The 23,314-nt window shown below is 61.7% G+C and carries 16 protein-coding genes; 9 read left to right on the top strand and 7 right to left on the bottom strand.

The genetic code is table 11. From position 1 onward, the window contains the following. Positions 1-40: 40 nt before the first annotated feature. On the bottom strand, positions 41-1,399 hold the full coding sequence (locus IB238_RS03695; protein ID WP_192243674.1) for an esterase-like activity of phytase family protein: 1,359 nt from the start codon (positions 1,397-1,399) through the stop codon (positions 41-43). Between the two features lie 237 nt (positions 1,400-1,636). Here IB238_RS03695 and IB238_RS03700 point away from each other — a divergent pair, with 237 nt between their 5' ends. Together IB238_RS03700 and IB238_RS03705 are read left to right on the top strand one after the other, a co-directional pair. After that, the gene (locus tag IB238_RS03700; RefSeq protein ID WP_192247326.1) at positions 1,637-2,005 is read left to right on the top strand and encodes a VOC family protein; all 369 of its coding nucleotides are present in this window, start codon (positions 1,637-1,639) and stop codon (positions 2,003-2,005) included. Positions 2,006-2,209: 204 nt separating this feature from the next. Next, positions 2,210-3,013, top strand: coding sequence for a class I SAM-dependent methyltransferase (locus tag IB238_RS03705; protein ID WP_192243676.1), 804 nt, complete (start codon positions 2,210-2,212; stop codon positions 3,011-3,013). A 17-nt stretch (positions 3,014-3,030) separates the two neighbouring features. Here the strand turns inward: IB238_RS03705 and IB238_RS03710 are convergent, their stop codons facing one another. From IB238_RS03710 to IB238_RS03725, 4 genes are all read right to left on the bottom strand, one after another. After that, positions 3,031-3,720 carry a DUF1326 domain-containing protein gene (locus IB238_RS03710; RefSeq protein ID WP_192243678.1) on the bottom strand — a complete coding sequence of 230 codons (690 nt, stop codon included), beginning with the start codon at positions 3,718-3,720 and terminating at the stop codon, positions 3,031-3,033. A 76-nt stretch (positions 3,721-3,796) separates the two neighbouring features. Continuing rightward, positions 3,797-4,300 (bottom strand): protein-tyrosine phosphatase family protein, encoded by a 504-nt coding sequence (locus IB238_RS03715; protein WP_192243680.1) that lies wholly within the window; start codon positions 4,298-4,300, stop codon positions 3,797-3,799. A 320-nt stretch (positions 4,301-4,620) separates the two neighbouring features. Next, on the bottom strand, positions 4,621-5,766 hold the full coding sequence (rnd, locus tag IB238_RS03720; protein ID WP_192247328.1) for a ribonuclease D: 1,146 nt from the start codon (positions 5,764-5,766) through the stop codon (positions 4,621-4,623). A gap of 89 nt (positions 5,767-5,855) precedes the next feature. Continuing rightward, positions 5,856-7,253 (bottom strand): multicopper oxidase family protein, encoded by a 1,398-nt coding sequence (locus IB238_RS03725; protein ID WP_192243682.1) that lies wholly within the window; start codon positions 7,251-7,253, stop codon positions 5,856-5,858. Positions 7,254-7,506: 253 nt separating this feature from the next. On the opposite strand from IB238_RS03725, the gene IB238_RS03730 reads away from it, so the two are divergent. Continuing rightward, positions 7,507-7,929 carry a DUF1801 domain-containing protein gene (locus IB238_RS03730; RefSeq protein ID WP_192243684.1) on the top strand — a complete coding sequence of 141 codons (423 nt, stop codon included), beginning with the start codon at positions 7,507-7,509 and terminating at the stop codon, positions 7,927-7,929. A gap of 48 nt (positions 7,930-7,977) precedes the next feature. On the opposite strand, the gene IB238_RS03735 is transcribed toward IB238_RS03730, so the two are convergent. Then, complete coding sequence (locus IB238_RS03735) at positions 7,978-9,216, bottom strand: MFS transporter (protein WP_192243686.1); 1,239 nt, start codon at positions 9,214-9,216, stop codon at positions 7,978-7,980. A 664-nt stretch (positions 9,217-9,880) separates the two neighbouring features. Between IB238_RS03735 and IB238_RS24880 the strand changes: the two genes are divergently transcribed. The 5 genes from IB238_RS24880 to aspS all read left to right on the top strand — a co-directional run bounded on the left by IB238_RS24880 (position 9,881) and on the right by aspS (position 19,228). Next, positions 9,881-11,146 (top strand): cadherin-like domain-containing protein, encoded by a 1,266-nt coding sequence (locus IB238_RS24880; protein WP_192243688.1) that lies wholly within the window; start codon positions 9,881-9,883, stop codon positions 11,144-11,146. Positions 11,147-11,499: 353 nt separating this feature from the next. Beyond that, the gene (locus IB238_RS03745; RefSeq protein WP_192243690.1) at positions 11,500-12,276 is read left to right on the top strand and encodes an outer membrane beta-barrel protein; all 777 of its coding nucleotides are present in this window, start codon (positions 11,500-11,502) and stop codon (positions 12,274-12,276) included. Positions 12,277-12,428: 152 nt separating this feature from the next. After that, a complete protein-coding gene (locus IB238_RS24885; RefSeq protein ID WP_192243692.1) occupies positions 12,429-14,435 on the top strand; it encodes a cadherin-like domain-containing protein in 2,007 nt (668 codons plus the stop codon). Between the two features lie 583 nt (positions 14,436-15,018). Beyond that, the gene (locus tag IB238_RS03760) at positions 15,019-16,731 is read left to right on the top strand and encodes a calcium-binding protein (RefSeq protein WP_192243694.1); all 1,713 of its coding nucleotides are present in this window, start codon (positions 15,019-15,021) and stop codon (positions 16,729-16,731) included. A gap of 706 nt (positions 16,732-17,437) precedes the next feature. Next, positions 17,438-19,228: an aspartate--tRNA ligase gene (gene aspS / locus IB238_RS03765; RefSeq protein ID WP_192243696.1), complete on the top strand. Its 1,791-nt coding sequence runs from the start codon at positions 17,438-17,440 to the stop codon at positions 19,226-19,228. Positions 19,229-19,336: 108 nt separating this feature from the next. Here aspS and IB238_RS03770 read toward each other — a convergent pair whose 3' ends face one another. Beyond that, the gene (locus IB238_RS03770) at positions 19,337-20,524 is read right to left on the bottom strand and encodes a hypothetical protein (RefSeq protein WP_192243698.1); all 1,188 of its coding nucleotides are present in this window, start codon (positions 20,522-20,524) and stop codon (positions 19,337-19,339) included. Between the two features lie 214 nt (positions 20,525-20,738). On the opposite strand from IB238_RS03770, the gene parC reads away from it, so the two are divergent. Continuing rightward, the gene (gene parC / locus IB238_RS03775; RefSeq protein WP_192243700.1) at positions 20,739-23,015 is read left to right on the top strand and encodes a DNA topoisomerase IV subunit A; all 2,277 of its coding nucleotides are present in this window, start codon (positions 20,739-20,741) and stop codon (positions 23,013-23,015) included. Positions 23,016-23,314: the final 299 nt, after the last annotated feature.

Genomic DNA, 23,314 nt, shown 5'->3' on the forward strand with positions numbered 1-23,314 from the left:
GGGGGGGCGGCATCAGCCGCCCCTTTCAATTTCGGCCCGATTACTTGGCCTTCAGCAATTCACCCGCCTCAAGCAGAACGAACTCGTTGTCGTCGGCCTTGTCGACGAAGCGGCCGGCGGAGAAGGGCAGGTTGTTGTCGTTGCCGACGATGATGTGCGTGTCGTCCACCCGGTCGACGTTCTCGATCGTCAGGAACGGCATGTCGTAGAAGCCGTCGCCGCCTCCCTGGCGCTTCCTGTTGTCGGGATCGGCAACCTTCAGCAGGTCGATGTAGCCGATCTTGCGCACGGCCTTGCCGACGTTTGCGTCGCTCATCTCGATCTTGTAGATGCGCTTCACCTTCGAGGCGACCGCGAAGCAATCCGGCTTCGGATCCTTCGGGTCGGCGCAGGCCTTGTCCGCCGTGCCGACGCCGTTGTCGCGTTCGATTACGAGCGCCGTCGTCTCGTCCAGCATGTTGAAGTCGCCAATCGCCTCGCCGCCCTCGGCCAGCGGGTAGAGCCAGCTGCGGCCCGTCCAGGCCTTGGTGGCGACGTCGAATTCGACAATGCGGAGCGCCGGACGACCGTCCGCCTGCTCGACCGATTCATTGTCGACCCACAGCGGCCCTTCCAGCAGGCCGTAGAGCTTGGATCCGTCCTTCGACAGCGCCATGCCCTCGTAGCCGCCCGAACGCTTCAGGTTGAAGACCGGCATCTTCTTCGACGGATCTGCCGGCACGGTCAGTGTCGGGTTGTCCGGCGACAGAACTGGCTTGCCGTCGATGACGGTCGCAACGACGTCTGTGAGCTTGCCGTCCCGGTCGAACTTCAGGATGTAGGGGCCGAATTCCTCGCCGATCCAGAAGCCGTCCTCGACCGGCTGGATCGATTCCACGTCGAAGTCGCCGCCGGTCAGGTAGCGGGTTGCGGAACCTTCCATCACGATCGGGAAGGGCGCCTTCCGGTCCGGATCGGAGAGGAACACCGTCTTGACCGGTTCCATCGTGCCCTTGTCCCAGTCGAACTTGACGTTGTGGAGCATAAGCATCGCGTCGGTCGAGTTCAGCTTGTTGCCGAAGCCGTTGTCCGACAGCGTCCAGAACGTGCCATCGTCCATCGCCTTGATGCCGGAAAAGCCCTGCATCGGCTGACCGTCGAACGGCAGTGACAGGCCGGTCGGGCGCACGCCGTCCTTACCGGCAACGGTGCCGAGTTGTACGGCCCGCTTGCGGTCGGCCGTCGTGAACTTGCCCGAAGTCTTCAGGTAGTCGGCAGCATCGGCGGGTGCAGCGATGATCGTGTTTGCGGGAAGGATCGCATGCGCCTTCAGCGTCGCGGGAAACTCGGTGTCGCCGGCAAGTGCGGTACCGGAGAGGAGAAAGGCGAGCGCTGCGCCGGCCAGGAGCGATTTCGTCATGGAATTCACCTTGTTGTGGAAGGATCGAACATCGTCCCGATAGGTGTTGCGCATGACCGCTGCTTGACAGTTGGCTGAAGCTTTCGTGACGGAAGCTGCTTGCGGGGCGTTATCCAGCGTTTGGACACAGGGTGCCGCAACGCCGCCGGCAGGCTGCGCCAAAAGTGTCCATTGTTGCGATGGCAGGAAGCGCTATCTTCCAAAAGTGTGGGGTGCCGAAAAAGGGAGGGAGAGAGAATGACTGTCAGGCGGATTGATCATGTTCAACTGGCGATGCCCGCGGGGCAGGAGGAGGCAGCGCGTGCCTTCTATCAAGGCTTGCTCGGGTTGAATGAAGTGGAAAAGCCATCGCATCTGGCGGCACGAGGAGGCTGTTGGTTCGAAGCCGATGGCGTCAAGGTACACCTTGGCGTTGATCCCGATTTCAGGCCGGCAAAGAAAGCCCATCCCGGATTTGTTGTCGACGACCTTTCAGACGTCTGTGCCACACTGGAAGCGGCAGGGTTTCGCGCCGTCTCCGATCAACCGCTTGACGGGTATGTGCGAAAGTATGTGAACGACCCTTTCGGCAATCGTATCGAATTGATGCAGGTTCTTGCGGACTAGATTTTCCCCTACGGAGCGAAAGTTGCCGTCCGTGACATCTGCTTTATGAGATCGGGAAATCGCTGCGACGAACGTTCAGCTTTGATAAACTCGGGGTCCCGGTTTGCCGCCCCCGCGAATACCATCACGACGGCAGGCAGACGCCTTCGATTTCAGCGCCGGACGCGCCGTCGCAGCGGCGGCGTTTGGCTTGGAGGCAGCATCATGACCGCGCCTGAATCCCCACTTGGTCCCGCAGAAGTATACGACGCCCACTTCGTCCCCGCACTTTTCGCGCAGTGGGGGCCTGTGGTCGCGGCGGACGCGTCGGTACGAGCGGGCAATCATGTGCTCGACGTCGCCTGTGGCACGGGCGCGCTGACGCTCGCGGTTGCCTCCATCGTTGGCCCGGCCGGGTCGGTGGTCGGACTGGACGCGAACCCCGAGATGCTGGACGTGGCGCGCAAAAAGGATACGCGCATCGAGTGGCTGGAGGGCGCGGCCGAAGCGTTGCCGCTGGCTGACGACAGCTTCGACGCCGTCGTCAGCCAGTTCGGCCTCATGTTCTTCCAGGACAGGCCGCAGGCCCTGCGTGAGATGATGCGGGTACTGAAACCGGGCGGCCGGTTGGCGGTCGCCGTCTGCGACAGCGTCGACAATTCGCCGGGCTACAGCGCCTTTGCACAGCTGCTGGATCGTTTATTCGGCAGGGAGGTCGGCGACGCCTTCCGGGCGCCGTTCGTTCTTGGGGATGCCAAGCAGTTGCAGGACATTTGCCGGGAGGCGGGCATTGGAAATGCAAAAGTCGCCCGGCGAAACGGAAGGGTTCGCTTTCACTCGATCGATGCGCTCGTCTCGACGGAGCGTGCCTGCGTGTGGACGCTCGGCGGCGTGCTCACAGACGATCAGTTTGCCCGGATTCTGAAGGAGTCGCAGACGGTCCTGCAGCCATTCGTGATCGACGGAGGGGCGATCGAGTTCGACATGCCTGCCCTGATCGTTATGGCGCAGAAAGCCGGGCCTGCCTGAAGCTGCCGGCAGGGCCGCTAATCACCAGAAAGTTGGCTCATGCGATCAAGCCATGCGGTGAGCCTTGATCGTTGGCGGACCAGGCCATGCTGATCGAAGTGGTGAACACAAAAATGCGCCCAGCTGTCTTCGAACGCCATCTCCATATCCCCTGTGATCGTGGTCGTGCCGAGCCCGATCTCTGCGTAGGTAAACTCGAAACTGCCGCTAGGACGCGCCATCGCGATGTGGAACGGTTGACCGGTAAACTCGTTGATCGATGGCCGGCCGCTGCTGCGCATGACGCCGGGTATCTCCACTCTGGCGGTTCTGAGTTCCAGATCCGCTTCTAGATAAATCGGCAGGAACAGCGTCTCGCAAAACTCAGAGCACGTCGTCGCGAAAACGGAGAAAAGATTGCTGAGTGGTTCGCCTGCTTCGCCTGAGATGATCTTCTCGAGCGCGATCCGTTGAGCCTTGTCCGCACGCTCGTCGATAACGATCTGGCGTCGGCCGTGCCCATCCTTGATTTCACCGGGCCACTTGAACAGCGCCGCCCAGTTCAGCCCGGCGATCGGCGTATCGCCGAAGTGGCCATCAACGATGTTGCCGACGAACGCCGACTGGCAATAGCCGTGGGTGCTCGGCAAGTTGAACTGGCAGCCGCAATTCATCGCGCAATTGCAGTTGTCGTAGGTCTCACTCTTGAATAGCCATTGATCCGCCATCCCTCCGATCCTCCCTGAGTTGTTCCGCCAATCCCGTGCTGGCGAACAGTTTGGATGAATTCAACAGGTTCGGACCCTAGCCAGCCGCAGCCCAGCGGTACTGCCCCTCGGTCTGGACTGCGCCGGGCCGTACCGCCCTGATCTTGCGGAGCGCGACGTCCGGTTCCTCGCCGCGCTCGACGAGAAGCCGCAGCGCCACCATCCCAGCCCGTCCGTGGCCACCGTGGCAATGGGCCAGCACCGCGCCTCCGTGATCGAGAATCTCATGGAGTTTTGCGGAATACTGGGGCCACTTTGCTTCAGTCGAACCGCTCGGACCGCCAAAGTCGCGGATCGGCAGGTGAAACCAGGCGATCTCCCGTTCGGCAAGCCGGGCGCCGAGATCGCTACACCCCCTTGCCTCCATCTCGACCCTGTCGGTCATCGATATGACGGCGTCCGCACCCCAGTCGGCAATCGCCTGCAGGTCGGCGGCATATTCGCCGGTGCGTCCGGGAATGCGGCTCAGGCCGATGCGGCCGCCGTTCGGCAGAACTACCGTGGCAATCGTGAACTTCTCCGGCGTGTCCATATCCGCCATTCTAGCGAAGTTCGTACGGACGGCAAAATGACAAGACGCGTTTGCGCTATCCGGATGGCCAGTGAATTCCCTATTCGAGGGGCAAGCCCTGATGCTGTCCCCCCTTGCGCCGTCATGCCGGACCCGATCCGGCATCCAGCGCGCTCAAGTCCTTGAGCGCAAAAGACTCTATTGCGCCGCAGACGCGTCGCTGCTGGACCCCGGATCAGGTCCGGGGAGACGGAAGCAGGGCCGCTGCGACGATTGACGGGCAGTCTGAAAGCCGATGGTCCTTCGGCTTTCTCAGGGAGATTTGAAGAATTGCCCTCAACCAGAGGCGGTCAGAGCGCCACCGCCTCGATCCGCTTGTTGACGAAGCGCAGACCCACCTTGCCGCTGATCAGGTCGAGCGCGACGTTGCCGAACAGGTCGCGGCGCCAGCCGTGCATGGCCGGTACGTCGGCGGCTTCGCCCTCGGCGGCGATCTTTTCCAGATCGTCGCTGTTGGCGATGATCTTGGCGGCGACGCCCTGTTTTTCCGAGACGAGTTTCAGCAGCACCTTCAGCATTTCGCTGGCGGCAGCCACGCCCTCGGGAACCTGGTTCTGGCGGGGCAGGCGGGGAAGGTCGGTTTTCGGGATGGCAAGCGCCTCTTGGATCACCGCGACCAGTGCCGTTCCCGACTGTGAGCGCTCCCAGCCCTTCGGGATCGTGCGAAGCCGCCCCAGCGCCTCGGCATCGGCCGGCTGCTGCTGGGCGATCTCGTAGATCGTGTCGTCCTTGAGAATCCGCGAGCGCGGCACGTTACGGCCGCGTGCTTCGCGCTCGCGCCATGCGGCAACCTTTTGCAGAACAGCCAGTTCGATCGGTTTCTTCACGCGCAGCTTCAGCCGCTTCCAGGCGTCATCAGGGTGAATGTCGTAGGTGCCGGGCGCCTCCAGAACGGCCATCTCCTCGGCCAGCCAGAGCGTGCGTCCCTCCTGTTCCAGCTTGCCCTTCAGGAACTGGTAGACGTCGCGCAGATGCGTGACGTCGGCCAGCGCATATTCGAGCTGCTTGTCCGTCAGCGGCCGGCGGCTCCAGTCGGTGAAGCGCGAGGACTTGTCGATCTGCACGCCCTTCGTCTTCTGCACCAACTGGTCGTAGGAGACGCTGTCGCCGAAACCGCAGACCATGGCGGCGACCTGGGTGTCGAAAATCGGGTGCGGGATCAGCTTGCCGAGATTGTAGACGATCTCGAGGTCCTGGCGCGCGGCGTGGAAGACCTTGATGACGTTCGAGTCCGCCATCAGCGCGAAGAACGGCGCAAGGTCGATGCCAGGCGCCATTGGGTCGACGATGACTGCCGTCTCTGGTCCCGCCAGTTGGATCAGGCACAGTTCCGGCCAGAAGGTCGTCTCGCGCAGGAATTCGGTGTCGATCGTCAGATAATCGGATTTGGCAAGCAGCGCGCAGGCATCGGCGAGGGCTGCGGTGGTTTCGATGATTTGCATCAATTCGCTCGGTGGAGGCTTCGTTTGACCGGATGGTTTACCTGCTCCACCATTCCGCCACAATCGAAAACTGTGCAAACCCGTCAGGTCACCCGAACATAGCTGGTCATGCCAGTCTTCTGGTGCTCGATGATATGGCAATGGAACACCCACGCACCCGGATTGTCGGCGACGAGCGCAAGGTCCGCCGTTTCGTCCGGCTCCAGCAGGATCGTATCGGTCGGGTGCCCGAGCAGCCGCGGCTGGTTCGAGGCGACGGCGCGGAAGCTCATGCCGTGCAGGTGGATCGGGTGGGCGTGCGGCGTGCGGTTGGCCATGCGGAAGATATAGCTCTTGCCCAGCTTCAGTTCGGCGAGCGGGGCGACCGGATCGGAGGCGTCGCCGGGCCAGGCGACGCGGTTGATCGCCCAGAACGTGTAGCCGAGCGATCCGCAGATGCTGGGCTTTGCCCCGTGCTCGGCGGTCGCGGTGAATTCCATCGGAATGATTTCCGCTGACTTGAGATCTGCCACGGCGACGGGGTTGGCCGGCAACGCCGCCACGTCGCCCAGTTCCCGCTTCAAGCTGGATCCGACCGCCCGGAACGAAGCAACCGTCCATGGCGTGCTGCCCTTCACATTGCCGAGCGTGACGATCTCGCCTTCGCCATCCGGCATGCGCAGCACGAGGTCAATGCGCTGGCCGGGACCGACGTCGTAAAGGTCGAGCGGGAAGGGCGCCTCCAGCGGATTGCCGTCGAGCGCGACCACCTTCGCCGCCCCGCCTTGCAGTGCCAACCGGTAGATGCGGGTGACGTCCGTTGCCGCGATGCGCACCCGCACCAGTCCGCCGGCCGGCGCGTCGTAAACCGGAGCTTGCAGCCAGTTGGTCGTCCGCACCGTGCCGTAGGTCCCGCCACGGGCAGCGTCGCGCGGCTTGAACTGGTCGATGAACTGCCCGTCGCCGCCAAGCCGCCAGTCGCGCAGGTTGAGGACGATTTCCGCATCGAACACGGGATCTTCAGGGTTTTCGACGACGATCATGCCGGTCAGCCCGCGGCCGATCTGCTCCAGCGTGTTGCAATGGGGGTGATACCAGAAGGTGCCGGCGTCGGGCGGAGTGAAGCGATAGTCGAAGCTGTCGCCGGGATAGACGTAGCCCTGCGTCAGCTCCGGCACGCCGTCCATCGCGTTGGCGATCCGCATGCCGTGCCAATGCACCGTCGTCGGTTCCTTGAGCTCGTTGATGAACCGCGCCGCAAATTCCTCACCCTTGCGCATGCGCAGCACCGGCGGAACGCCGTCGCCGGCCTCACCTTGCCTGTAGGACATGGTCCGCATCGTCGCCGCATCTCCGGAAAGCCGCGCGCTCCCCTCATAGGCAATAAGTTCTGCCGGGGCTCCAGCCAGCGCCCGGCGCACCAGCGGCAGGGCAAGCCCCGTTCCGTAAGCGGCTGCGGCAAGCGTGGAGCCTTTAAGAAGCGTGCGGCGGCTGATCGGCATGGGGCGTCCCGGTAGGAGTTAGTTTTGCTCACTGATTAAACCTGATTGCAAAACTCATCAATGCGGCAAATCAAACGTGTGGTCGCTGGGGAAAACCGGCTGCCGGTTACGAAGTGGATCGCGAGGATACCGTGGGTGCAATCTGGTGGATAGCTGCGCTATGATGGTGCATGATGCCGGGCGGTTGTTGTGAAGATCGCCAATTCACCAATGTTTTCCGAGTGTTCCACCATTTCTGAGGTTTGGAGACCCCATGAACCCATCCGAGCGCATCGACCAGTTGATCGCAGGCCTCACGGACTGGCGCAGCAAGACGTTCGCCGGCATCCGCAAAGCCATCCTCGAGGCCGATCCGGAGATCATCGAGGAATGGAAGTGGATGGGCAGTCCGGTCTGGTCGCGTGATGGAATGATTGCCGTCGCCGATGCCCACAAGGGAAAGGTGAAGCTCACCTTTGCCCACGGGGCGGGCCTGCCGGATCCGGACAAGCTCTTCAACGCCGGCCTCGAAGGCAACGCGCGGCGGGCGATCGATTTCTTCGAGGGCGACGAGATCGACGAGGATGCCCTGAAAACCCTTGTCCGCGCCGCGATCGATTACAACCGGACGAAGCTGAAAAAGAACGCAAACGCGGCTGCTCGGGCGAAATCGAAAAAGAGTAGCGCCGAGACGTAAACCCATAGGCCGCTCGGCGGCATCCCGACGCAAAGCCGGAGGGCGGCGCTACTTCTCCCCGCCGTTCCGTCCTTCGCCCGCAAGCTTATTGAAGAACGCGGATGTGCGCAGCAGGTTACGGAAGCGGCCATGCCGCTGCTCGGCTGGCACGCCCGGCCGCGCACTCATGCGCACAACCGTGTAGCCCATGAAGATCACCATCACGACGGCCGTATAGGTGAACAGCGCGTCCGGCCCGAAGATGTCGAGCAGCACCGAGGCGAACAGCGGGCCGACGACGGCTCCGATCGACCAGAAGAACAACATCCCGGCCGAAACCAGCGCGTGCTCGCCGTCGCCGGCGTGGTCGTTGGCGTGGGCCGAGCAGAGCGAGTAGAGCGGCATGGCGAAGGCGCCGAAGACGAAGATGCCGGCCATGTTCAGCCATTCGTCGCCACCGGCGAAGATCGCGAGGAACAGGGCCGCGAGCGTCGCACCCAGCGTGGCGACGAGGATGATCACGCGCCGGTCGAGCTTGTCGGAGTAGAGCCCGAGCGGATATTGCAGCACGACCCCGCCGATGATGCCCGCACTCATGAAGCTGGCGATCTCCGTTACCGATAGCCCAATCTCCTGGCCGTAGATCGGTCCGAGCGAACGAAAGGCGGCGTTCGTCAACCCGACGACGATGCAGCCGACCGTGGCGAGCGGCGAGATGTTCCAGAGCTTCTTGACGTTGAAGCGGATCGCTTCGGGTGCCACCGGGCTGGAGCGGTCGGCAAGCGAGATCGGCACCAGCGACAGCGTCAGCGCCATCGAGATGATGGCGAACAGTTGGAAGCCGCCGATGCCGACGCCTGGGATCAGATACTGCGCTGCCGTCACCGAACCGAGGTCGACGAGGCGGTAGATCGAGAGCGTGCGCGCCCGGTTGGCATTGTTGACGCTGGCGTTCAGCCAGCTTTCGACGGTGGCGAACAGGCAGGCGAAACAGAGACCCGCCAGCAGCCTCATGAAGAACCAGAAGGTTGGATCGATAACGAGCAGCATCGCAAGCGACGAGGCCGAGGCGATCGCCGCCATGGCCGAGAAGGTGCGGATATGCCCGATCGCCCGCAGTACGCGGGAGACGTAGATGCAGCCGATCGCAAAGCCGATGTTGTAGCCGGCGCCGACAAGGCCGATCAGCGAGGTGGAAAAGCCCTCCTGCGAGGCCCGCAGCGAGATGAAGGTCCCCTGCAAGCCGTTGCCGCCGATCAGGATGCCGGCAGTGATGAGGAGGGGAACGAGGGGACGGATATGGCTCATGCTGGCGCTTTGCGGGAAGGGAATCGGGGGGCGCTGTCACTCGGGTACGACTTCTATCGTGAGAACCACGCCGGCGACAGGGTTATTGCAAGCATGGGACGCAATTCTCTTGGCGCAATGCGGTCTGTGTCCGTTTCCGCGGCTGGTCGACGATCTCCTCGCATTGGGGCGATTTCATATTGTAGCGGGGCGCAGTGTTTCCGCGGCCAGCGCCGCTTCCAGCGCTGGCCGATCAAGTGGCAAGAAACCTCCATCCACGGTGGGGCTGGACGGTTTTTCAAATTGATGAGAGACCTCCAAGCTGACCTTCTGCACGGGCAAAGGATCACCGGATCGGGCTGCGCACCTGCGAAATCGCGCCGCTCGACAGTTTTGTTTTTTGCAATCCAGGCGCGTCAAAAGTCGCCGGAATGTGCGCCAAAAGTGGCATTCTTGTTAGCTATTTCATAAGCTTAACGGACATTTGATCTTTTGCAGGCCGCACCGACGCGATATAGCGCCCCGTTGGCGGCGATGGCTCAGCTTAAGCATATTAGCCATTAATGATTTTAATTGCGCCATGAATTCGGACGCTGAATCCTTCAGTCCAAATAATCGATCCCAATAGCTGGGGGTGGGGATGATGTAATGCATCCCCTGAATTTCAAAGTGTGGAAATATAGATATGAGTATTACTTTTATCGATAAGCATATCGGTTTCGGAAGGGGAATCTCTAATGGTGTTGTCATTCCAGATTTTACGTCTTCCATTAAGAATGTTCCTACGAGTGCATCAGGAGACGTCACATTTCTGCTGGAATTTCTGGGGGACTTTGAAAGCTCTAGCGACGGCTTCTCAATCGAAATCGAAGGCTTATACGACACGGGGCTGATAACTTCGGCCAAGGAATATGTTGCCGATTCGAGAATCTTCACCATCAGCAAGGCGGACTGGGCAGCCATTATCGCCGACGGCAAGATCGTTATCAGCTACAACTTGGGCCCTGATACGCAGGAAGGTAGCCTCACCCACGGCGAGAAGGAAGAGTACTTCCGCCTTAGCTTCACGTGGGAGAAAGGCAACACCGCCCCCGTCCTGACCGGCGATCTGAAGGCCACGGTGAAAGAAGGGTCGAGCTACAAGCTGACCACTACGGACCTCTATTTTACCGACCCGGACGACACCGCTGCCGGCGTGCGCTTCACCGTCTCCAGCCAGACAGCCGGCAAGGTCTATGTCAACGGCAAGGCGGCGACGAGCTTTACCGGCGCCGAGCTTGACGCCGGCAAGGTGACCTTCCTGCATAACGGCTCGAAGACGACGAAAGCCTCGTTCAAGGTCTTCGTCGAGGACGGCAACGAGGACAAGTCAACCCCGGTCGCAAAGACCTTCAATTTCTCCGTCACGCCCGGCACCAAAATCTCCGGCACCACCGGCAACAACAGGCTGACCGGAACGTCAGGCCATGACGTGCTGGACGGCAAGGCCGGCAACGACGTGATCAAGGGCGGCGCCGGCAACGACACGTTGATCGGCGGCACCGGCGTCGATGTGCTGACCGGCGGCGCCGGTCGTGACACCTTCGTCTTCGCCTCGGTGAAGGATACGGCACCCGGCTATTCCGGCTTCGTCAACAATGGCGGCTTCAGCCCGCTGTCGGGTGCAGGAAAACGCGACATCGTCACCGATTTCGTCCGCGGCGAGGACCGGTTCGACGTATCGAAGATCGACGCCGACTTGAAGCTTGCCGGCGACCAGGCATTTGTCTGGCGCGGCAAGGGCGAGTTTTCCGGCAAGGCCGGCGAACTGCTGTTCCGCACCTCCGACGTCAAGGGCACGGCCAACGACAAGACGATCGTCTACGGCGACGTCAACCGCGACGGCCGCGCCGACTTCCAGATCGAGCTTGCAGGCATCATCAACCTGACCAAGGGCGATTTTATCCTGTAGGCGTATAATGTTCCCCGCCAACGTCACTGATGGATCGTGTCTCCCGATAGGGGATGCCGGGGGACGCATGCGCAAAAAACAAATGAGCTAACGCGCACGGAGCACTTTAGCTCTGGTTTGTTTACATTGTGCAGCAGACCGCCGCAGATTTGCAGCTTTGTTTTCGCACCCAGTGCGCGCGTGTAACCATGAATGCTATACCAGAAATGGCTTTCGATTACTTATTTCATAAGTTAACCGGTTTCTTGATCTTTTGCGCACGAACACGATATATCGCGCTCTGGTGGCAAAAGCGCGATTCGAGCGCATTAGTTGTTGATTATTTTATAATTTTCGCTTCCGGGGGGAAGTCGGTGCCCTGTCGTTACACGTTCATGGTCGTTTCGGCCGCCTCGCTGATATTGTCTGCAGCCTCCGCAACCACTAGCGCATTCGCAGCCGATCAGACGTCGACTGCCGGTGCTGCGTCCTGGTCCGGTTGCTATCTGGGTGCCAATGCCGGCTATGGCCGCGCCGATGTCGATGCGACCGACACGCCCTATCGCGAGGGCCCCTATGCCGGCATGGACGTGTTCTGGAACGACGGCTTCTACGACAGGATCTCCACCGATGACGGCGGGCTGACGGGCGGCGTCGAGGCCGGCTGCGACCGCCAGTTCGATCTCGGCGGCACCGCCTTGGTGCTCGGCGGCGTGATCGACTTCTCGCTGATGAACTTCGGGGCGACCGGCACGTCGGCGATCAGCAGCAACACGCATGCGACGTTCGACATCGACTGGGCGGCGAGCGCGCGCCTGCGCGCCGGCGTCGCCGCCTCCGACGTGCTCTTCTACGTCACCGGCGGCTATGCGCTGGCGAAAGTGGACGTGCGCGCCTTCTCCACCCCGACCCCGCCGGTCAACGTAGAGATGGACGTCTCCGGTGGCGGCACCGAAGGCGGCTGGGTGGCCGGCGGCGGCGTCGAATGGCGCTTCAAGCCGAACTGGTCGGTCGGGCTGGAATACCTGCACTACGACTTCGGCGCGGTCACGGCCACAGGTGCGGCAGCCTTTCCGCCAGATAGCTTCCCACGCTTCGAAAACGACGTGACGCTCGACACGATCCGCGTCGGGCTCAAGTGGCGGATGTAAGCGAACTCGCGGGATGACGCAGGGTTCGGCAAGCAAGGTTGGGCATGAGCGCGCCGCCGAAAAATGGGCGACAGGTCCGCTTAAGCTTTTGTCCTCTGCTTCTCGACGAAGACGCCAAGCATAAATAATTTTGGATATTTCGGGTTAATTGAATGACCATTGAGCATATTACGTTCGAGAATGGTACCGGCGACGGCACCGACACCGTTCAATTCGCAACGACAACGATGGGCAACCTCATCGTCACCGCGCGACATATCGATGGCTTCGCCGTACCAGTGTACGAAGGCGATGCCGACCCCTTTGCCGGCCTCTCCTCAACCGGCCCAATCGACCTTGGCTATATCTCGGCGGTGACATCATTGCCAACGACGAAGCTTGATTACCTGTCGATCCGCCAGGCGGACGGCTTAGGTTTCTCTGCCCAAAAGTTGCGCATATACGAAACCGGCAACTTTGGTGATTTGAGGACGATTGTCTACGCCTACAAGGGTGGCGTTCTACTGGGGAGCGTGACGCTCGAAGGGAACATGAGTAACAACAGCTCATTGGAGATCGACCTTACGTCGCATCCAAACTTTGCCGACGTCGACGAAATTCGCATCTCCCGACCAATGGCACCGGACGGAAGCGGAGCGCACGGTGCCGCAGTCCAGGTAGATGCGCTGTGGGTCGAGAGCCTGGCGGAGAAGGCTCCGACCGACATCTCCCTCTCCGCGTCATCCGTTGCCGAAAACAATGCGGGCGCGGCGATCGGCACACTGACGGCAACCGACCCGAATTTCGGCGACACCTTCACCTACACCGTCGATAACCCTCGTTTCGAGATCGTCGGAAATCAGCTTCGGTTGAAAAGTGGCATATCCCTGGATTTCGAGACGGAACCGGTTGTCCGTGTAAACGTCACAGTGACAGATCGAGGCGGACTGACGTTCAACAAGGGTTTCGACATCCATGTGACTGACGTTCACGACACGAACACCGCCCCCGTCCTGACCGGCGACCTGAAGGCGACGGTGAAAGAAGGGTCGAGCTACGTGCTCACCACCACGGACCTCGATTTTGACGACCTCGACGACAGTCCCGCCGGCGTGCGCTTCACCGTCTCCAGCCAGGTGGCCGGCCAAGTTCTGGTCAACGGCAAGGCGGCGACGAGCTTTACCGGCGCCGAGCTTTACGCCGGCAAGGTCACGTTCGTTCACGACGCCTCGGAAACAACCAAGGCCTCGTTCAGGGTCTCAGTCGAGGACGGCAACGAGGACAATTCGGCCCCGGTCGCAAAGACCTTCAATTTCACCGTCACCCCGGTCAACGACGCGCCGAAGCTCGGCGCCAAGCAGGTGCTGACGTCGATTGCCGAGGACGCCTCGACGGCGAGCGCGCGGAAGGTGGCTGACCTCTCGATCGTCGATCCCGATGGCGGCGACAACCGCCTGTCGCTCGTCGGCGCGGATGCGAAGCTGTTCGAGATCAGGAACGGCGCGCTGTGGCTGAAGAAGGGCGCCAAGCTCGATTTCGAGACCAACCCGTCGCTCGACGTCACCGTGCGCCTCGATGATCCCTCGATCGGCACGAGCTACGAGGCGTCGAAGGCGCTCAAGATCACAGTCAAGGACGTCAAGGAGCCTGTTTCCGACACCTATGGCAACGACAGGCTGACCGGCACGAGCGGCAACGACGTGCTCGACGGCAAGGCCGGCAACGACGTCCTCAAAGGGGGAGCGGGCAACGACACGCTGATCGGCGGCACCGGCGTCGATCAGCTGACCGGTGGCGCTGGCCGCGACACCTTCGTTTTCGCCTCGGTGAAGGATTCGGCGCCCGGCTATTCCGGTTTCGTCAACAACGGCGGCTTCAGTGCACTGTCGGGCGGGGGAAAACGCGACATCGTCACCGACTTCGTCCGCGGCGAGGACCGGCTCGACGTCTCGAAGATCGACGCCGACTTGAAGATAGCCAGCGACCAGGCCTTTGTCTGGCGCGGCAAGGGCGAGTTTTCCGGCAAGGCCGGCGAACTGGTCTTCCGCACCTTCGACGTCAAGGGCACGGCCAACGACCGGACGATCGTCTACGGCGATATCAACCGCGACGGCCGCGCCGACTTCCAGATCGAACTTGCAGGCATCATCAACCTGACCAAGGGCGATTTCATCCTGTAGGGGGGGGCTGGCATCGAGTGATGCCTCACGCCAACTGGCCCATCCAGGCTGCGCGGCGCTGCAACTGCATCCGGTGAGGACGCGTTTCCGCATGTCGCCACAGATCAAGGCACTTCTGCCAAGTTAAAATTGTATCTGATTTCAGCAACAACCTCGTCGTGGGTTTTCTGCCTGCGTCGCTAAACGAAACCGATTATTTCATAGAGAGATAGGTCCAATGAATATTGAAGGCACTCCAGGTAACGATACGCTCAAAGGTGGGGCGTACCACGATGAGCTATATGGCTAGGACGGCGACGACATCCTCATAGGCGATGGCGGGTCGGACGACCTCTATGGTGGTGACGGTGATGACGTTTACGATGGCGGCGAGGGCAGCGACTATTTCTATATAGAGGGGCAGCCAGGCAGGGACACTTTTCGTGGTGGAGCAGGCGAGGATACGATCTGGCTCCTCGGCGACACCATCCTTGACTACCTCGATCTGTCGACGTCGACGAGCGTCGAGTATCTGGACGGAGGCGTCTGGACTGTCGATTCGACGTATTCGTTATCCGGTACGGGCGGAAGCGATTTCTTCGATGTGTCCGGAGTTTGGGTAATTACGATCACCAATGGCATCGACCTCGCAGGCGGCGACGACACTTACTATGGGGCGATCGGCCAGGACGTCGTGTATGGCGGAGCCGGCAACGACCGCCTCGAGGGGCGGGCGGGCAACGATTTCCTCTATGGCGGGGCCGGGATTGACACGCTGGTCGGCGGAACCGGCGATGACGAATACGAAGTCGACAGCACCGATGGCGTCGTGGACACCGTCATCGAGGATCCGAACGCCGGAACGGATACGATCAGATACCGTCCGACAGCCGGCGTTACCTTCGTTCTCGCGGCCAATGTCGAGATCGGTAGACTGTACGACGGCGCCAATGCCAATCTCAGCGGCAATTCACTTAACAACACGTTGGATGGGAACAATCAGGACAATATCCTGCGGGGGGGCGATGGACATGATCGCTTTAATCCTTACGGCGGCAACGACTCCATCTATGGGGGCAAGGGCAACGATTACTACTATCTTGCGTCCCCGGGGATCAAAAAGCTTTTCGAGAATGCGAATGAAGGAACGGACACCGTCAAGCTTGTCGGGGATAGCTTTGCAGCCGCCTACACATTGGTTGCAAACATCGAAAACCTGATCCTGACGGGCAAGGTCGGCTCGGGCACCGGCAACAGCGCTAACAATGTGATTTACGCGAGTTCGCGCCACGATGCCAACCAGTCTCTCTACGGGCTGGACGGTAACGACAAGCTGGTCAGCGGCGTGTCCGATCACCCATGGGGCGACGATTATCGCAATATCAATCTTTATGGCGGCAAGGGCGATGACGTCTATGTGATCACGTTTTGGCGCCAAAAGGTTGTCGAACTTGCCGGTGAAGGCATCGATACGGTCCAGTACGATGGTGCGGCCGGAAACACATATACGCTTACGGCCGACGTTGAAAAACTTGTCCTCATCGGCAGCAACGCGACGCACGCATTCGGGAATGGCCTCGCCAACACGATGACCGGCAATTCGGGCGCCAACGTTCTGGATGGCCTCCTGGGTGACGACAGCTTGAGCGGCGGTGCTGGAAACGACACGCTCAAGGGCGGTGCGGGGAACGACCGGCTGAACGGCGGGACGGGGGTGGATACGATGACCGGCGGGACCGGCAATGATATCTACTATGCCGACCACGCCAGCGACAGGGCTATCGAAGCCTCCAACGGCGGAACCGACGTGGTCGTGTTCGCCGGCCCTGCCGGCCAGACCTACACGCTCTCCGGCAATATCGAGAGGCTGACGCTCTCGGGCACGACCTCGAACAACGGCACGGGCAACACGCTCAACAACGTGATCGTCGGCAACGGCGGCGCCAATAAGATCGGCGGCGGGTGGGGCAACGACACCTTGACCGGCGGCGCGGGCAGGGACGCTTTCGTCTTCAACACATTCCCCGACGCATCTCTCAATTGCGACAGGATCACCGACTTCAGCGTGAAGGACGACGTGATCTATCTCGAGAACATGCTGTTCACTAAGATCAAGGGAACGGGAACGCTCTCCTCGGCACAATTCAAGGTCAACAAGACGGGCGCGGCGGAAGACTCGAGCGATCGCATCATCTACGAGAGCGACACCGGCAAACTGTTCTATGACATGGACGGCAAGGGCGGTGGTGGAGGGGAACATTTCGCCACGCTCAGCGCCGGGTTGAAGTTGACCAACGCCGATTTCTTCATCATCTGATGGAAAGGCTCAGTTCCAGAGCAGGAGACATTTCCGCGCCGCACCGGTGCGGGATTGTCGTTTGATGAAGGTTCTCGATCCGTGAGGGCCGCAATATGCCTGGAATCGTGGACATCCCGCGTGCATTTCCCCAACAGTATCAACGCCGCTGTCGCGCTTCGTGCCCGCCGTTCCGGGCCATGCCATACTCGCTTTCGTTCCGTCACGGATACCCCGCGAGGCGTCGCGGCGAGGCGGAGCCGGCGCCTGGTGCAGGGAAGGGACGCATGTCCCGGCATCCGGGGTTCGTGAGACAGGTCCCCTCTGGTGATGGCGGGTTTTCCCGAGTTTCGCACCGGACGTGCCCGTGGGGTGGCACACATGGCCCCGCCTTGAGAGGCGGGAGCAGCAGAGGACGAAGTTCATGGGCATAAACCGCCGAACGGGGCGCTGAGAGGTGCCACACACATCTTCGATGAGGCAGCTGTCAGCGCCCTGTCCAAACCACACCCCCATGACACGGGCGGAACGCCGCCGCGTGAAGTCGTTGCGTGTCCGCACTTGCCGAAAGAGCGGCTGCCATCGAGCCTTGAGTCTGCGGGATGCAGCGTGCAGAAGTGCCCCAAGCCTTGACAAATCGGACGGGCCATGCGCTTGTCCGCCCGATTTTTGAAGAAGTGCGGCCTCGCTTTCGAAGCCGACCTCAAGAGCATTCCAGGATAGAACAATGCACCGTTATCGCAGCCATACCTGCGCCGCCCTCCGCAAGTCCGACGTCGGTTCGACCGCCCGCCTGTCCGGCTGGGTCCACCGTGTCCGCGATCATGGCGGCGTGCTCTTCATCGACCTGCGCGACCACTACGGCATCACCCAGGTCGTCGCCGATCCCGACAGCCCGGCCTTCAAGGTTGCGGAAGCCGTTCGCGGCGAGTGGGTCATCCGCATCGACGGCCTCGTCAAGGCGCGCACGGACGACACGGTCAACAAGCACATGGCGACCGGCGAAATCGAGCTCTACGCCCACGAGATCGAGGTGCTGTCGGCCGCCAAGGAACTGCCGCTGCCGGTCTTCGGCGAGCCGGACTATCCGGAAGACGTGCGCCTGAAGTACCGCTTCCTCGACCTGCGCCGCGAGACGCTGCACAAGAACATCGTCAAGCGCACCCAGATCATCGCCGCCATGCGCCGCGAGATGAACAATGTCGGCTTCACCGAGTATTCGACGCCGATCCTGACCGCATCCTCGCCGGAAGGCGCACGCGACTTCTTGGTGCCGAGCCGTATCCACGAGGGCACCTTCTACGCCCTGCCGCAGGCGCCGCAGCAGTACAAGCAGCTCCTGATGGTCGCCGGCTTTGACCGCTACTTCCAGATCGCGCCGTGCTTCCGCGACGAAGACCCGCGCGCCGACCGCCTGCCGGGCGAGTTCTACCAGCTCGACCTCGAGATGAGCTTCGTCGAGCAGGAAGACGTCTGGAACACGATGGAGCCGGTCATCCGCGGCATCTTCGAGGAATTCGCCGACGGCAAGCCGGTCACGCAGAAGTTCCGCCGCATCGCCTATGACGATGCGATCCGCACCTACGGCACGGACAAACCGGACCTGCGCAACCCGATCGAGATGCAGGCCGTCACCGATCACTTCCGCGATTCCGGCTTCAAGGTCTTCGCCAACATGATCGCCTCGAACCCGAAGGTCGAGGTCTGGGCGATCCCGGCCAAGACCGGCGGTTCGCGCGCCTTCTGCGACCGCATGAACGCCTGGGCGCAGAGCCACGGCCAGCCCGGCCTCGGCTACATCTTCTGGCGCAAGGAGGGCGAGAAGCTCGAAGGCGCCGGTCCGCTCGCCAAGAACATCGGCGAGGAACGCACCGATGCGATCCGCACCCAGCTCGGACTCGACGACGGCGACGCCTGCTTCTTCGTCGCCGGCGACCCGGCCAAGTTCTACAAGTTTGCCGGCGAAGCCCGCACCAAGGCCGGTGAGGAACTGAACCTCGTCGACCGCGACCGCTTCGAGCTCTGCTGGATCGTCGACTTCCCGTTTTACGAATGGAACGAGGACGAGAAGCGCGTCGACTTCGCCCACAACCCGTTCTCGATGCCGCAGGGCGGGATGGAGGCACTGGAAAGCGCCGATCCGCTGTCGCTCAAGGCTTACCAGTACGACATGGTCTGCAACGGCTTCGAGATTGCCTCTGGCTCGATCCGCAACCAGTCGCCGGAACTGATGGTCAAGGCGTTCGAGAAGGTGGGCCTCAGCCAGGCCGACGTCGAGGAGCGCTTCGGCGGCCTCTACCGCGCCTTCCAGTACGGCGCACCGCCGCATGGCGGCATGGCGGCCGGCATCGACCGCGTGGTCATGCTGCTGGTCGGCGCCAAGAACCTGCGCGAGATCTCGCTGTTCCCGATGAACCAGCAGGCGCAGGACCTCCTGATGGGCGCCCCGTCGCCGGCAACGCCGACCCAGCTGCGCGAACTGGCGCTGCGCGTCATGCCGACACCGAAGAAGGATTGAGGGTAGGGCGCTGCCCGCCCGACAGCGAGCAGCGCCTTGGACGCTACGTATCAAAAAAGCCCGGGATCACTCCCGGGCTTTGTCGTCTCTGGAGGCTCAGGCCGCGTACTACTCGTTCGCGGTGACCTTCACGCCCAGCACCTGCGGGATCGTGTTTGGCGCGCCCATGGCCGCACCCATGATCATCGGGAAGGGGACCGGGTTTGCCGGCTCGGCGCTGATCTTGATGTTCTTCGGGTCGTCCAGGTAGGTGTTGACGGCCTGCGAGATCTGGTTCTGCAAGTCCGGCATGTTGAGCTGGGCGATCATCAGCGGTACGAGACCCTTCAGCGACTGTGCCATCTGCTCGCCCGAGACGCCCTGCTCGGCGCCGACCACGTCGAGCACCTTCTTCGTCAGCGAGGCGTCGGCGAAGCTGATCGCGGCGCTGTTGAAGGTGAGCTGCTGGAGGAGCCCCATCATCGACATGCCGAGCGCGGCATTGGCCTCATCCTGGTTCGGATTGGCCTGGCTTGCCTCCATCGCCTGGCGCATCGCCTTGATGAACTCCATCGTATAGCCGGAGATGGCGAAGGTGAGATCGAGCCGGCCGACATCGTTGAAGTCGAGCGCGTATTCGTCCAGCGCCAGTTTGCCGCTGGCAAGCTCCCAGCTGCCCTTCATGGTGATCTTGCCGTCGATCGTCTGCATGCCGAGCTTTTCGATCGTTTCCTTGGACTTTGCATCCTCGACCTGGGTCAGGTCGGCCTTGATGTCCGAAAGCGTGGCGTCGAAGGTCAGGCCCGCATCGTTGTCCATGCGCACGACATTGGCCTGCATGCCCGACATCGAAAAGACTTCGGTGCCCTTGCTGGTTACGACGACCGGGCCGGAGCTAGCCGTCTCGTACATGAGCATGGAAGCGAGCGTGTCCGTCTCGACTTTTCCAGGAATGGTCAACGCGCCGATCTGCAGGTCGGATGCCGTGACGGTCACATCGTTTTCGGTGCGGTTGATGTTCGGAAAGCGAACCGTTTCGACCGTGTAGCCGTCGCTGCCGTCTTCTTCGACACCTTCGAGCGTGATGTCGCCGATTTCCAATGCTTCACCGCCGGCAGGCGTCAGCTTGGCCCCCTCGATCGTCACCGTGTCGTCATCGACCGCGATGTTGCCATAGGATACCGTCACCCCGCTTGCAGCGTTCGCCGCGTTCAGCTTGGTGATCAGATCGGTTCCGTCGATGGCAAGTGCAGGGGTTGCGAACGCCGAAAGCGCGACGCCGGCAAGCATCCTGCGAAGGGTGCGGTTCTGAAGCATGTCTGTCCTCTTGTGTGGATTTACAACGGCGAGCGCCGTCTCGGCTGTTAGACGTATCGGGCGCGGACTATATTCTGATCGGGTTAAGCGTCTGTACCGATAGAGTGTAAGATGCGAAAGTTCCACAATTGTGACTTTCGGGAGTGATGCGCTATCCACAGCGCAATCGCCCGGATTCCTTGCCGCGAATCGGCAATTTCGGTAGTCAAGCCCCATGGGACAAGAGATTTTGCCGCCCTCAGGCGGAGACGACCACATTCAACCGGTTGACCTCAAGGCGGCGCTGGAAGAGCGCTACCTTGCCTATGCGCTGTCGACCATCATGCACCGTGCACTGCCGGATGTGCGCGACGGGCTGAAGCCCGTTCACCGCCGCATCGTCCACGCGATGCGCGTGCTCAGGCTCGATCCGGGCCAGGCCTACAAGAAGTGCGCCCGCATCGTCGGCGATGTGATGGGTAAGTTCCACCCGCACGGCGATGCGTCGATCTACGACGCACTGGTTCGCCTGTCCCAGGATTTCGCCATTCGCTATCCGCTCGTGGACGGCCAGGGCAACTTCGGCAACATCGACGGCGATAACGCCGCCGCCATGCGCTACACCGAAGCGCGGATGACCGAAGTCGCAACCCTGATCTTGGATGGGCTGGACGAGGACGCTGTCGATTTTCGGCCCACCTACAACGAGGAGGACGAGGAACCCGTCGTCCTGCCGGGTTCCTTCCCGAACCTGCTCGCCAACGGCGCTTCGGGCATTGCGGTCGGCATGGCCACCTCCATCCCGCCGCACAATGCGCACGAACTCTGCGACGCTGCCCTCTACCTGATCAAGAATCCCGAGGCCTCGGTCGAGGAACTGATGTTCGACCCTGCGAACCCGCAGAAGGGCGGGATCGAGGGACCGGACCTTCCGACCGGCGGCGTCATCGTCGAGAGCCGCGAAAGCATGCTCGAATCCTACCGCACCGGCCGCGGCGGCTTTCGCGTGCGGGCGAAGTGGGAAACCGAGGATCTTGGCCGCGGCGGCTACCAGATCGTCGTCACCGAAATTCCATACCAGGTGCAGAAGTCGCGCCTGATCGAGAAGATCGCCGAGCTGCTGCTGGCCCGCAAGCTGCCGCTTCTTGAAGATATCCGTGACGAGTCGGCCGAGGATGTGCGCGTCGTGCTCGTGCCGAAGAGCCGCAGCGTCGATCCGACGATCCTGATGGAGTCGCTGTTCAAGCTTTCCGAGCTCGAGAGCCGCATTCCGCTGAACATGAACGTGCTGTCGATGGGGCGTGTTCCGCGTGTCATGGCGCTGAACGAGGTTCTGTCAGAATGGCTGGCGCACCGTCGGGAGGTGCTGCAGCGTCGCTCCCGCCACCGGCTCGCGGCGATCGAACGGCGGCTGGAAATTCTCGGCGGCTACCTCGTTGCCTATCTCAACATCGACGAGGTCATCCGCATCATCCGCGAGGAGGACGAGCCGAAGCCGGCCCTGATGGCGCGATTCTCGCTCACCGATCTTCAGGCGGAATCGATCCTCAACATGCGCCTGCGCTCGCTGCGCAAGCTGGAAGAGTTCGAGATCCGTACCGAATTCGACGCGCTGACCAAGGAGAAGGCGGATATCGAGGCGCTGCTCGCGTCCGAAGCCAAGCAGTGGCAGACGGTCGCCTGGCAGATCGGCGAGGTGAAGAAGAAGTTCGCCAAGGCGACCGACATCGGCAGACGCCGCACGCTGTTCGCCAATGCGCCCGAGGCTGATGTCGAGGCGATCCAGCAGGCGATGATCGAAAAGGAACCGGTCACGGTCGTCATTTCGGAGAAGGGCTGGATCCGCGCGCTCAAGGGCCATATCGCCGACACGTCCGGCCTCCAGTTCAAGGAAGGCGACGCACTGAAAGTGGCGTTCCCGGCGCAAACGACCGACAAGATCCTCGTCGTCACCACCGGCGGCAAGGTCTACACGCTCGGCGCCGACAAATTGCCGGGCGGGCGCGGGCATGGCGAACCCCTGCGCATCATGGTCGACATGGAGAACGACCAGGACGTGCTGACCGCCTTCGTCCATGATTCCGGCCGCAAGGTCGTTGTCGCCTCGCAGGCCGGCAATGGTTTCGTGATCGCCGAGACGGAAATGGTTGCCAATACCCGCAAGGGCAAGCAGATCATGAACGTGGCGATGCCGGACGAGACGAAGCTCGTCGTGCCGGTGCGCGGCGACCATGTCGCGGTCGTCGGCGAAAACCGCAAGATGCTGATTTTTCCGCTGGTCCAGCTGCCGGAAATGTCGCGCGGCAAGGGCGTGCGCCTGCAGCGCTACAAGGATGGCGGCGTCTCCGACGTGCGCTGCTTTGCGATGGACGAGGGGCTGTCGTGGGACGACAGCGCCGGGCGCAACTTCGTCCGCACCAAGGACGAACTGACCGAGTGGATGGGCGATCGCGCAAGCGCCGGTCGGACTGTGCCGAAGGGATTCCCGAGGAGCGGCAAGTTCAGCGGGTGAGTGGGCTTTCTGTTAGCTCGGAAAGTCTGACGCGCGCTATACTGAAAACCGCGGCGTTGTGTAACAAAATGCCACCGAAGGATACCGATGGTGGTGATGGCGGCTTTGCGCCAACAGCGGTCATCGGATTACGCAGACTGGCAGCACGAGTATCTGGGCCGCGCGACGGCGGAATGGCAGCAGGATCGCTATCTCGACGTGAACCCGCGGGCGACTTAATTTCAGGTTGCCTATTCGTCCACGCGTCATCGGGGTGCCTGGGTCTCGGGTCGATATCGCCTATATGCGCAATGCCAGCG

Source organism: Rhizobium sp. ARZ01 (assembly GCF_014851675.1).
Classification (GTDB): Bacteria; Pseudomonadota; Alphaproteobacteria; order Rhizobiales; family Rhizobiaceae; genus Mycoplana.